Below are 12,497 nucleotides of genomic sequence, written 5' to 3'. Positions count from 1 at the left end.
CTTCTATAAAAGCGCAGTCAACCAGGCTATGCCGTATATCACTGCTCCAGAAATAAGTGAAAGACCTGCAAACCACTTCCAATATGCACCTTTATCCACTGGCAGGTTCCCTACAAACTTTCCTGTCTGTCCATTCATAGCGAAGGTGTATTTCTCACCTTTCCAAGTCGTATTTAAGAGCCATACCGGATATAATGCATAATTGGCTTTTCCATTGTGCAGCTTGAGATTACTATGTTCTAAAGTCACAGTGCTATAGCCGCAGACCGTTGCCGCGAAGGTTTCTTCTGTACTGTGTTTCACACGGTTATTGGCCCGATCTATGCTGTCATCCACTGTCACGTCATATTTGTCTGCCAGATAGCCAGCTAGGTAAGCTGTTTGAAAATCCACTGCCTCTGTAAAATCATAAGGTTCAATGGATTCCATCAAAGCATCTTCCATTCTTGAGGAACCATCAACGGGAATATGTTCAAAGGCAATATTTCCTTTTCTCCTGATACTGTAAAACCTTGTTTCTGTGTAATTATAATTCGAATCACTCCAGCTGCGTATCTTTGTCCCTTTATATCGCATATCTGCTTCTGCTTCTGCTTCAAAGAGCCAAAACGGGACATAAATACCTTTGATTTCGTCAATATGATTTTCGTCCTTAAAAACCTTAGGCAGCAGCCGTTTCCCTTTTAGATGATTGGTCAGACCCTCTTTCGCCGCTTTTTTGTCGAGTTTAAATGGAATCACATAATCTGGCCGTAAATCGCCAGAGATCTGACCCGCCACGACAATTGGCGTGTCACAAAAAGGACAATTCGTAGCCGCGGCATTTTTGTCTGCGATGATTTCTCCGCCACAGGACTCACATAGGTAAACTCTCATATCTTCTGATTCACCGTCGCTCCACTGTCCTATAGCCGGTGTGTTCCAATGCAGGTCATCCTGCTCCTGGTTATTGAGCTGGGCATCATACTCCTTTAGAGCCGCCATCTCGAACTCAGCATCACAATATGGACATTTCATCTTTTGCAGAGAACTGTCAAACTCAATAGCCCCGCCGCAATGAGGGCATTTGTATTCAAGTAGTGTAGTCATTTGCTTACCTCTCTTCACTTGATGTCATTATCGTCAAAGATGTCTCCGCACTCAGGGCAGAACTTTGGCGGATGATGTGGATCTTCAGGTTCCCACCCACACTTATCGCAGCGATAAAGTGGTGCGCCAGCAGGTTTCGGCTTTCCGCATTCCATACAAAATTTCCCTTTATTCATCGTTCCGCAGGAGCATGCCCATCCCTGTGTAGAAGTTGGCTTCTGTCTGCCGCACTCTTCGCAGAATTTACCCGTGTTTTTTGCACCGCATTCACATTTCCAAACTGCGGTCTGTGGAGAGACAGGCTGTGCCGTTTCGGGAGTCTGTTGTTTTGCACCCATCTCAAAAAGACTCTGTGCATTTACACCGCCCGCCTGTGCAGCCATACCCATACCCATAAATCCGGTCATCGCGCCGCTTTCGTTTGATGCGGCGGTTCTCATGGCTTCAGCTTGTGCACTGGCAAGGGTTGCCGCTGCCATGGTCGGATCCCGCAGGACTGCAGATTCTTGTGCTTTCTTGATAATATCCGTATCTTCAGCTGGCAGAGTGACTGCATTCAGGGCAATTGAAACGACTTCCAGTCCACGGGTCTGGGACCATTTTTTCGTCAATGCTTCGTTCATAGCCTCTGACAATTCTTCGACGTGAGCGGGAATATCACTTGGGCGTATTTGCATTGCTGATATTTTTGCAAGAGCCGGTTGTAATGCACTGATAAACTCTGTCTTCAGCTGACCAGCTATTTCTTCTTTCAAGTATTCGTCATCGACGTTTCCACATACGTTAGTGTAAAATAGAATCGGATTGACGATTTTAAAAGAATATACCCCATTGCATCGTACCGACACATCAATATCTAAGCCAATTTTGCTGTCTACGACGCGAAAAGGTATCGGGTTTTGTGTGCCAAATTTATTATCAATGATTTCTTTCGTATTGAAGTAGTAAATTCGCTGGTCTTCTCCTGTTCCACCTCCATAAGCAAAACGGGACCCCATCAAACGTAAAACGTCTTTCATACTTTCACCGAGGTTGCCTGTAAAAATGCTCGGTTCCAAAGTATTGTTGTATGTAAATACACCGGGCTCTGCACAGAGTTCAACAATTTTCCCTTGTTCTACAATCATCATACACTGACCATCGGCGACGGAAATCCCTGAACCGTTAGAAATGATATTGCTGTTTCCCTTGGAATTAGATGAGCGGCCGTTGACACGTTTCTGTCCTTTCGCCACCATCACATCGTTGTCTAAGGCATCATAACAGAAAAAATCTTTCCATTGATCAGCTAAAGTTCCACCGATTGCTCCAATGCCTGCTTTAATTAGTCCCATAGAATAACTCCTTTTCATAAATGGAAATGAAATATTTTATATGAAAATTATACACTGTATAAAAAAACTTAGCAATTAAAATCCTAATTCTCCTCAATTCGAAAAAAACCGACACCCATGCTTTTGTAAAGCTATAAATGTCGGGATAAATTTTATAATGCTTTCTTATAATAGAATGACAAACTCTGTGCCCCTTCCCTGCTCCGGCAGTTTTGACAATTCTATCGAACCGTTATGCGCCTCGACGATTTTTTTTGCCAGCGGGAGTCCCAGACCAGACCCGTTTTGATTGCGGGCTTTTTCGCCCACCACGAAGGGTTCGAAAACTGCATCTTTTATCTCAAAAGGAATACCATTGCCGTCGTCAGCCAAAATAATTTTTATTTCTTTGTCCTCTATTGTTATAGTGCAGAAAAAAGTCCTGCCTGGCAAATTATATTTCAAGAAATTTCCTGTGATGTTGTCATAAACTCTTTTAAACTTTTTCTGGTCTAGGTTTACCATAATCTTATTCTCGGGAATTTCTATTTCAAGTTCATATCCGCCGATATCAAATTCGTTGTATTTCTCTGCGAAATACTCCCTGGTGAATTCGCACAAGTCAATCTGTTCAAAATGAAAGGTATTATCAGGATGATCAATCTTCGCATATTCGTGGAACTCATTGATCAGTTCGGTCAGTTCCCCAGATCTCTGATAAATTGTTTCCAGATATTTTCTCTGCTCTTCTGGTGTCGCAAGACCGTCACAAATTGCGCCGGCGTAACCTTTGATAACTGTAATCGGTGTTTTCAGGTCATGCGAGATGTCTGCAATCATCTTCTGCTTCTCCTCTTGCAGTCTCTGATTCTGCTGTTCTGCAATGTTTAGAGCCTTAGACATCTCGTTGAAATTATCACAGATTTCTACAAATTCCTTCGGCCCCTTGTAATCCAGAATGGTACCCCGATTGCCCGATGATAGATCCTTCATTGCTTGATTGAGCAGTCTGAGAGGTTTTTTGACTCTGACGCTGATCCATAAGGAAAAGAGTAGCAGCAACAGGATGTAGACAGCAAAAAATTCAACGATGAGTGCGAGAAATGCCTGTTTCATCTTTTTGAGGTCATTCCCCACGCTTTTTGGGCAGTACGCAAGAAGTATCCGCTTATTTCCCTCTGCATCCTTGAAGTTGCACTTTGACAAGGTATATTTTGATGTCGCATTCCTGGTCAAAAGTTCATACTCGCGTTTGGTCAGCTTATCTTTGTCCTGGTGCTCGGAAGAATAGAGAATATTGAGATTTTCATCTACTACATAAAGGGCATTTTTCACTTCTTCTCCCTGCTCTGTGTAAATTACCGTGGTCACCATTCGATCTGTAGAACCGTCCTCATTCTTATATTTTTCAATGGTCACGATGGAGAAGTTGTTGTAATCAGATACATAGCTCAGTTCATAATCTGTATAGGACTCGTCTCTGTGTTTTTCACTGTTGGAATAAACCACCTGTTTTTTCTGATCGAGAATCTGCACATAGCCGTTTTCCCCAAGAAGCCGTTCTACATCGATATTCTGATATTCACTCTGTTTTGCTTTGCCAAATTCTTCAGCAAGTTCTTTGATATGAGGGACATTCTGGTATTTCCCTGCATTCCACACTGCTGCAAAGAGTAATACAAACAAAAGGATGACAAGCACGATGGAAAAAAATACGTACTTGCCTAATATCATCGTTACGAATCTGCCTTTTACCCGCTTGTCCTTATTTCTTTTCAATTTTATAACCCAGCCCTCTTATATTTTTAATAAACTCTGGATTCTTTGAATCATCACCTAGCTTATCTCGTATTTTTGATATATGTACGATGATAGAATTTTCGTCAGATTCGTAGAAGTCTCCATTAATTGATTGATAAATCTGTGCTTTTGTGAACACACGGCCTGGATTTTTCATGAGTAAAGCCAGTATTTTAAATTCTGTAGGCGTCAGAAAGACATTTTCCCCATCCTTTTTCACCGTCATAGCATCCATGTCAAGAATCAACCCTCCATTCTGCAACTGAGAAGAAACGTCTTTGATTTCATAACCGAGCTGATAGGCCCGCCGTAAGTTAGAGTTGATTCTGGCTATGATTTCAAGAGGGTTAAAAGGTTTTGTCATATAATCATCTGCGCCCAGGTTTAGACCTAGGATTTTGTCATGATCCTGATTCTTAGCTGATAAGAAAATAATCGGGAAATCGTAAGTTTCCCGTATTTTCACAGCCAGTTCATAGCCGTCCATCTCCGGCATCATAATGTCCAGCACTGCCAAATCGATTTTTTCCTGTCTGACTAATTTGTAGGCAGCTGCCCCGTTTTCCGCAGTCACTGTCCGATAGCCGTTACTTTCTAAGTATAGTTTCAAAAGATTAACGATGTCCTTATCGTCTTCAGCAATGAGTATTGTATAAGCCATAACCGGCTCCCTTCTTTTTGATCAAAATGCCTCCTGCCACACAGAGTCCTGTGAGAAGCACGAACAAGTAAAAACTAATACCCCTTGATAATACCATAGCACTGGATAAAATGCCAGCCGGAAACAGTGTTCTGAAGAGAATCATGAACGCACTTTCACTGACGCCTAAGGCACCAGGCAGTGGCAGCGCCGATACTGCTACATAGAGTACCGCTTGCAGCGAGATGACCTCCGCCGCATTGAATTCACCCAGGCCAAAACCTTTATAAATGAGAAAGGGAATGCTGTACATCGACAGAATCTGAACTAATGTCGTCGCCAGCGTCTTCGCAAAAATGACCTTGTTTTCCTTGAAATATCTGGCACTCTGCTGATATTCTGCAATCTGCTGCGTTAACAGTTCTTCTAGTGCCTCTCCTCTGCTCCGACTAAATAGACTTACGAGTTTCACCACTACAGCAGCAGCTTTTTTAATAGCCTTTTTAGAAAAGATCGCCATGATCAGCAACAGCATCACAATCAGGTTAAGTCCCAGCCCGATCAGCAGCAGGTATTTCAAATTTCCCATAGATGCAGAAATTATGTCCTTTTGGTAAAAGAAACCGATAACAGACAGTGTCACTGTAACCGTTTCAAAGCTGAGTAACTCAAAGAGCAATGCTAAAGTAGAATGAGATACTTCGATATGATCTTTGTACATATAGTACACCTGCATGGGTTGTCCACCAGAGGCAGAAGGCGTTATCGAACTGAAGAAAAAGCCGACGGCTGCATACTTCAGTGCAGAAAAACTGCTTGTCTCGTAGCCAAAAAGTTTTAGACATCTGGCGATGTTCAGTGCTTCACAGCAAAGAAAGACAGCCATGGCGCAGATTCCAAACAAAATATAAGACACCTGCACATTGGATACCGCATCCAAAATCTGACTAGGGCTGTTGTCTTTCAGTATGATGTAGAAAGTCAACGCTAACAGCAAAACAAATAGTCCGCCGTTCTTTAAAATCTGTATTCCTCTATTGTTCATGTTTTTGATCTAACAGTTTGAACTGATAGCCCTCCTCCAACCAGATTGGAATGGTCTTTTCCAATGCGGCTATGGTTCTCTCCGGTGCGTCTGGTGATTTTCCTCTTCCGTCGTGCAGGCAGATGACATCTCCCTTTCCGGTTCTCTTGAGTAATTTATATTGAATCTCCTCGTCACTTGTATCCGCTTCCCAGTCCTCCGCCATGACATGCCAGATGACCTTTTTCAGGTTGTATTTCTTCAAGTTCATCAAAGTGAAAAGGTTTACATGTCCCCATGGCGGTCTGTAATATCTGACATCAACGTGTAAATCAGCCATGATCTTCATGCTCTTCTTAAATTCCCGATTGGTGTACATCGGTGTCTGCACCATGGCGCTCTTGTGTTCGAGAGAATGCAGACCGATCAGGTGGCCTTCTTCTTTCATTCTTTTGATCAAATCGGGATGCGCCTGGGCAGATCTTGCGACTACAAAGAAAGATGCTTTTACATCGTATTCTTTCAGCAAATCGAGAAGTTTTCCCGTATATTCTGCACTAGGTCCGTCGTCAAAGGTCAGGTAAAGGTTTTTGTCCTTTTCACCGACCATTGAAAAGTATTTGGCCTTCCCACAAAGTGATGGTATGTAGCTGTATCCAGCCACAGCAGCGGCGGCAAAAGCAAGACTTGCCTTTTGTTTATTACTTAACTGCATAGTTCTCTCTCCCCTGTTTTATCTCTATATAGTGAGCAATGTTCAAATTCTTCGATGATTTTCGTCATGTTGTCCTTCATGGTCTGAAGCAGTTTGTCATCATCAATCAAATGCAAAATGTCTTCAGTCTCATCCGCGTCTTTGTTCCAAAGAACTCTCCCGATATTGTGCTCTTCGATATATTTGGCATTGCCAAATTCCTGTTCCAAGAATGGTTTAATTACATAGAGCGGTGTCTTCGATGCGATGGCTTCAAAGGTAGTAATACCGCCGGCCTTAGTCACAATCAGGTCAGCTCGTCTCATATAATCGTCAACCTTTTCTGTATAGCCGATGGCTTCCACATTGTCGTACTTGGCTCTGATCTCTCGAACCAGTTTCTCGTTCTTGCCTGCAATTAAAGTGACTTTGATTTTGGGATTGTCGTTTAAAGATTTTAAGAAATCCCCGGATGAAGGAATGAGTCCCAGTCCTCCACCCATAATCAGGATTTCTTTTTGAGAGGATTTTTCTTGCGTATGGCCTGTGTAAAAGCATTGTCTGACTGGGATGCCGCTGACGACAATTTTCTCTTCCAAAACCCCTTTTGAAATCAAAGTATTCTTTGTTACGGTGTCCCCCACAAAATATTTGTCAGTTCCAGGTGCGATCCACTCTTCGTGAGCCGTAATATCCGTCACGTATGTGTAAAGAGGGATATTGCATCTTCTCATTCTTTTGTATGCCGAGATGTACTGTGAGCAAACCGGGAAAGCGACCACGATAGCGTCTGCCTGATACCTGGAAATCAAGCGGTCGATTTTTCTCGTAACGGCAACCTTTAGAGGAACGGTGCCATTATTGCCCGCAGCCTTGTTTAATGAATTATATAAGCCAGAACAGCTGCTTACCAGGAAATTAAATCCCTTATAAATATATTTGCTGATTGCAGGAAACATATAATCCATAAAATCAATAATTTCTACATTGTTTGCCTGGTTATCTTTTAAAATTTCTTCTTTAATTGCTTCGGCGGCCTTGATGTGGCCCATGCCGAAACGTCCTGTCAAAATTATAATATTCATATCTATACCCCTTTTGATTTAGTATAGATATATCATAACGCACATTTCTTAAATGCCACTTAACCCAAGATTAAGATTTGTTAATGATTTTATTAAGAAATTATTACAGCCACAGTAATATGAATAAGCAAAAACGAACTAGTCCGAATTCAGACTAGTTCGTTTTTGACAAACGGTAACATCACTGCTAAAGCACTATTTGTACCGCCTCATAGTCTTTAACATAATAGCGGATATTTTTCCGCCCTCTTTGTACAATAGTATGCCCCTCTGCCTCCAGCTTTTCTTTCTGCGCTTCTATTCCGCCAGGATACTTCGGATTGAGCTCGCCCTGTGCTTTCAGCGTCCGCCAGTACGGGGTTTCGTCGTCTTTCCGCTGATAACTGGCCCAGGCCGCGATAGATACAAAGATACCCGCTGTGATGGGATCCGTAAAGTCTGCATCATTATGCGCTGCAAAATATTCCCTGATTTTTCCCACGGTAATCACCTTGCCAAAAGGAATCGTCTTCATCACCTTGTCATATTCCATAGGCGGTGCAAAGTACATTCTTTCCCCACCGTATTTTTCTATGGTTTTCTGATCGGTTACGATTTGAATCTTTGGCATACCGTTATCCCTTTGCAGCATGGCGTTAAAATCTTTCTTATCTTCATTTGCCATTTGGTCACCTCTACTTTCTTTCTGTGAGGATACATCATTTCTAACATAAATGCAATGAGACAGTTTCAATTATTCCAATAGAATAAGGCCAAAATAATTATGTTCTTCTTCGCGTTCTTTTAACGGTTCGATTTTGAACCCGTTGTTCCTCGCCGTCTTGAATACGTCAATCCCACAGCCTTCCATAGATGGCACCGTTTTCTTAGGGAATCGGCATGTTTCCAGCGCACATTTTTCGCAGATGCAGCAGGGACCACTGCCAAATGCAATGGCTTTATAATAGCCATCAAGAAAGGCCTCTCTGGCTACCTCCACAGCCAGAGGTGTAACGCCTGTAAAACTGTCCTCATTTAAATTGAAGAGAATGCCGTAATGATAGCAGTCGATGATTTCCTGGGTTTCTTTCCATGTCGGCACGTGAGGCGGACAGCAATAACTCTTTCCATAGAAATCACAGCCGTATCTGCATTTATAGATTGTCCACGGTGCGGTTACGATGGTTGACGCATCAATCTGCGCTGCTTTTACGGCACCTGCTTTTTTTAACATATCAAAATATTTTAGCATAATATCACCTTCCTTCCTTTAAGTTTAACACATTTTTAAAAATATGTTAAACTTATATGTAACGAATTCTCATGATCCCGGTCTTATAATTGAAAAGAGGTGAAACAAGTGACAGACATCGAAAAAATATATATCGATCATTTTGAAACGGTATACAAATATGTGCTTTCCCTCTCGAGGGATGAGTGTGTTGCAGACGAGATTACCCAGGAGGCCTTTTTCAAGGCACTGAAAAATATAGATGCATTCAGGGGACAATGTAAGCTAACCGTCTGGCTTTGCCAAATTGCAAAAAACTGCTACTTCACTTATCTGGAGAAAGAGAAGAAAAAGACACCTCTATACAGCGAGGAAAAAGCAGCACTTTCGGGGAGAAGCCTGGAACACGCCTTTGTCGACAAGGAAACAGCTATGCAAATCCATCAGATTCTTCACGATCTTGCAGAGCCGTACAAAGAAGTATTTTCTTTGCGCACCTTCGGTGAGCTGTCATTTAGAGAAATTGGAGATTTATTTGAAAAGACCGAGAGCTGGGCTAGAGTGACCTGCTATAGGGCAAAGCTGCAAATACGCCAGCACTTAGATGAGGAGGAAGAACAAAATGAAAATAACCTGTGATATCATACAAGACCTGCTACCGTTATACGCAGACGACGTTCTCAGCGATGACAGCAAGAAACTAGTGGAAGGACATCTGGCTGAATGTGAGGACTGCAGCAAAAGTCTCGCATCTAGCCTGACCATACCTGTGCCGTCAGGAATAGTCGATACATCAAAACCCTTGAGGAAAATCAAAAAAAAGCTGCTGAAGCGAAGCGCCATTATCGCCCTGACCGCAGCTGCCTGTGTCCTGCTATTCTGTGCCGGCATCGTTTATTACGTATTCTATGACGAAATCCCAATCGCTTACGAGCCGGGCAGGATTACTGCCAAAGAAGCTTACGATGAAACTGTGGATGTCTATATACAGGGAGATTATTATGGCTCTCAAAGCGAAATTCATAACGGAAATGTTTACATCTCCTTCACTACCAGCAGATGGATCGACAGGCGCAGCCTTTATAAGTATGATGATGCCAAGTTTCACGCTTTTGCCGTCTCAAAGACGAACTTACTGGATAACAGCAAGGGAAAAGCGCAGAAATCAGAACAAATCAAAGCAATCTACTATCAAAGCGACTATGACGAGAAACCCCATCTGCTTTGGAGAGCAGATACGAAAAATCAAAAGAACTAACATGTAAAAACTCTTTGTGTTCAGCTTGCTTTATGGTATACTGAACGCAAAGAGTTTTAGAGCAGGTGGACCGATGAAAAGGGAAAACAAAAAGAGTATACATCATATTCTCAATCTGCTGATTGCAGTCGCCTTCACAATGGCGTTTTTTTTTCCTGCCTGCATTTTCTTCTTTCCCGCCGTCATCATCACTGCGCCCTTTGTCTTTGCCATTCTAACGGCAATCCATTCTAATTTCCTATTCTCCCTGCGAACGGTATGTAGAATCGAGTGATTTCTCCCTTGTAAACTGACAAATACAAAGGAGAAATAAAAAATGAAAAGAATATACAAAAAATTCCTTTCCAAGGTACGGAGTTACGCTTGGAATACTTTTGACGTGCCCCGATTATCCTTAGGACTGCGCCGAGCCGACTCTTCTGATCTGCCCCTGCTCTACAGCTACATCATCGAAATCATCAGAAAGGTTACTGGATTTTCCCTCTTTGACTCTCAGATCATCGCAGCATACGCCATGCAAAGTGGCAAAATCGTAGAGCTTTCCACCGGCGAAGGAAAAACACTGGCTGCTGTACTAACAGCAGCAGCAGCGGCGATACAAGGCCATAAGGTGCATATCTTTACCATCAACGACTATCTGGCTAAGCGAGATTACAACGCTAACCAGGCGATTTACCAGCTTTGTGGTCTGACATGCGGCTATATCACCGAAAAGACGAGCGCAGCTAAGAAGAAAGCCGCCTATAAAAGCGACATACTCTATATCACAGCCAGACAGGCCGGTTTTGATTATTTGAGAAATTTCCTCTGTACAAACGCCCATGACTATTTGAGAAACCCATTTGACATGGTTCTCATCGATGAGGCAGACAGCATTTTAATCGATGAAGCAGCAATGCCTCTGGTCATCGCTGCCGATGACAACAGCGAAGTAGTTTTCGCCGCCCAGGCGGATTCTTTTCTCAGAGAACTTGATGATGATTGTCTCGATGGAACCACCCTCGCTCTCACAGACGAGGGCATCAGCAAAGCAGAAGTCTTTTTCAAGACTGACAACTTATATGCTCTGGAAAACGTCACTTTATTGACTGCTATAAATGATGCCATAGAAGCCCATTACAAGCTGAAGCGAGATGTGGATTACATCGTCAAGGGTGATACGATCGCCGTTATCGATCAGGGGACAGGACGCACACCGCACCATCGCAGGTTTCCCGCTCAGCTTCATCTGGCAGTGGAATTAAAAGAAAAGCTGAATCCCGGGCAAACGACCTCGATCTGCAACACCATGCCTCTCCGCTTTTTCATCATGCAATATGATAAAGTCTGCGGAATGACTGGAACCGCAGCCGATGCAAAGAAAGCCCTGGCGCTTTCCTATAACTTGAAAGTAGAAGTCATCCCGCCCCATCTTCCCTGCATTCGCAAAGATCTGCCGGATCAAATCTTCGATACAGATGCTGAGAGAAATATGGCACTCCTGCGAGAAATCGCAGCCTGCTGGGACAAAGGACAGCCTGTCTTAGTCGGCACCCAGAGCGTGGAAGAATCTGAAAACATCTACGCGTCGCTTCAAGAAAAGAATATCTATTGTCATGTGCTCAACGCCCGCAACGACGAACAGGAAGCTGCTATTATAAAAAAAGCAGGTAGAGCCTTTGCAGTCACCATATCTACCAATATGGCAGGACGCGGTGTGGACATCAAATTAGATGAAACTGCCAAGGCCGCCGGGGGTCTATATGTCATGGGACTCGGTATCAACCAAAGCCGACGCATCGACAGGCAGCTTTGCGGCCGCAGCGGCAGACAGGGGGATCCGGGAATGAGCAGATTCTTCATCAGCTTAGAAGACCCCAGGCTGAAGGCGGCGCCTGACATAAATCTGCGGCAGGCACAACGTATACTGGAGGGGAAGACCGCAGAATATCGGTATATACTAGATAAATATTCTCACATACAGGAACTGCACAGGCAGCAGATTACAGAATATCGGGATCATATGCTCTTCTCTGCGCCCTCACAACGTCAGCAGATTTCCCTGTACTTTATAAATCAGCACTGGAGCGACTACCTTTGTACGATGGAAAATATCAGAAACAGCATTCACCTGGTCCTCCTCGGCGGACAAAACCCCTTGGATGAATACAACAAGGCTGCATCAAAGGTTTATCAGGAAATGCTGAAAGATATCACTGATGATATTGATACTTTTGCGGAAAGCGCAATTCCCGACAGACTGAAGCTCCCAAAGCTGGGAAGACCAGCTGCAACTTACAGTTACCAAATCGATGAAAGCCACAGTCAGTTCGCAAAAGGCCGCAGACGACGCTGAAGACACTGCCGTGCCAAAAAAACTTATGTTTTTATTGTGAATTGTCGGT

The 12,497-nt window shown here is 43.3% G+C and carries 12 protein-coding genes; 3 read left to right on the top strand and 9 right to left on the bottom strand.

Annotation, left to right across the window (positions count from 1 at the left end):
- Nucleotides 1–3: 3 nt before the first annotated feature.
- The 9 genes from ACMQ5W_RS16240 to ACMQ5W_RS16200 all read right to left on the bottom strand — a co-directional run bounded on the left by ACMQ5W_RS16240 (nucleotide 4) and on the right by ACMQ5W_RS16200 (nucleotide 8,876).
- A complete protein-coding gene (locus ACMQ5W_RS16240; RefSeq protein WP_419026082.1) occupies nucleotides 4–1,089 on the bottom strand; it encodes a hypothetical protein in 1,086 nt (361 codons plus the stop codon).
- Nucleotides 1,090–1,103: 14 nt separating this feature from the next.
- Entirely contained in the window at nucleotides 1,104–2,423 is a 1,320-nt protein-coding gene (locus tag ACMQ5W_RS16235; RefSeq protein ID WP_419026081.1) for an SPFH domain-containing protein, read from the bottom strand.
- Between the two features lie 165 nt (nucleotides 2,424–2,588).
- A complete protein-coding gene (locus ACMQ5W_RS16230) occupies nucleotides 2,589–4,181 on the bottom strand; it encodes a HAMP domain-containing sensor histidine kinase (protein WP_419026080.1) in 1,593 nt (530 codons plus the stop codon).
- Nucleotides 4,168–4,863 (bottom strand): response regulator transcription factor, encoded by a 696-nt coding sequence (locus tag ACMQ5W_RS16225; protein WP_419026079.1) that lies wholly within the window; start codon nucleotides 4,861–4,863, stop codon nucleotides 4,168–4,170. Before ACMQ5W_RS16225 ends, ACMQ5W_RS16230 begins: the two co-directional genes overlap by 14 nt.
- Entirely contained in the window at nucleotides 4,838–5,887 is a 1,050-nt protein-coding gene (locus ACMQ5W_RS16220; protein WP_419026078.1) for a lysylphosphatidylglycerol synthase transmembrane domain-containing protein, read from the bottom strand. The genes ACMQ5W_RS16225 and ACMQ5W_RS16220 overlap by 26 nt, the downstream gene beginning before the upstream one ends.
- The gene (locus ACMQ5W_RS16215) at nucleotides 5,877–6,581 is read right to left on the bottom strand and encodes a polysaccharide deacetylase family protein (RefSeq protein ID WP_419026077.1); all 705 of its coding nucleotides are present in this window, start codon (nucleotides 6,579–6,581) and stop codon (nucleotides 5,877–5,879) included. The genes ACMQ5W_RS16220 and ACMQ5W_RS16215 overlap by 11 nt, the downstream gene beginning before the upstream one ends.
- Nucleotides 6,572–7,645: an MGDG synthase family glycosyltransferase gene (locus tag ACMQ5W_RS16210; protein ID WP_419026076.1), complete on the bottom strand. Its 1,074-nt coding sequence runs from the start codon at nucleotides 7,643–7,645 to the stop codon at nucleotides 6,572–6,574. The genes ACMQ5W_RS16215 and ACMQ5W_RS16210 overlap by 10 nt, the downstream gene beginning before the upstream one ends.
- Before the next feature lie 187 nt (nucleotides 7,646–7,832).
- Nucleotides 7,833–8,309, bottom strand: a complete 477-nt coding sequence (locus ACMQ5W_RS16205; protein WP_419026075.1) for an MGMT family protein — start codon at nucleotides 8,307–8,309, stop codon at nucleotides 7,833–7,835.
- Nucleotides 8,310–8,378: 69 nt separating this feature from the next.
- Nucleotides 8,379–8,876, bottom strand: a complete 498-nt coding sequence (locus ACMQ5W_RS16200; protein WP_419026074.1) for a DUF2284 domain-containing protein — start codon at nucleotides 8,874–8,876, stop codon at nucleotides 8,379–8,381.
- Between the two features lie 108 nt (nucleotides 8,877–8,984).
- Here ACMQ5W_RS16200 and ACMQ5W_RS16195 point away from each other — a divergent pair, with 108 nt between their 5' ends.
- The 3 genes from ACMQ5W_RS16195 to ACMQ5W_RS16185 all read left to right on the top strand — a co-directional run bounded on the left by ACMQ5W_RS16195 (nucleotide 8,985) and on the right by ACMQ5W_RS16185 (nucleotide 12,448).
- A complete protein-coding gene (locus tag ACMQ5W_RS16195; protein WP_419026073.1) occupies nucleotides 8,985–9,494 on the top strand; it encodes an RNA polymerase sigma factor in 510 nt (169 codons plus the stop codon).
- Entirely contained in the window at nucleotides 9,478–10,113 is a 636-nt protein-coding gene (locus ACMQ5W_RS16190) for a zf-HC2 domain-containing protein (protein WP_419026072.1), read from the top strand. The genes ACMQ5W_RS16195 and ACMQ5W_RS16190 overlap by 17 nt, the downstream gene beginning before the upstream one ends.
- A gap of 316 nt (nucleotides 10,114–10,429) precedes the next feature.
- The gene (locus ACMQ5W_RS16185) at nucleotides 10,430–12,448 is read left to right on the top strand and encodes a hypothetical protein (RefSeq protein WP_419026071.1); all 2,019 of its coding nucleotides are present in this window, start codon (nucleotides 10,430–10,432) and stop codon (nucleotides 12,446–12,448) included.
- Nucleotides 12,449–12,497: the final 49 nt, after the last annotated feature.

The sequence above is a fragment of the Emergencia sp. genome, assembly GCF_048465375.1.
GTDB lineage: Bacteria > Bacillota > Clostridia > Peptostreptococcales > Anaerovoracaceae > Senimuribacter.
The sequence above is the reverse complement of the archived record's forward strand: the minus strand, read 5'-3'. Positions and strand labels throughout refer to the sequence as shown.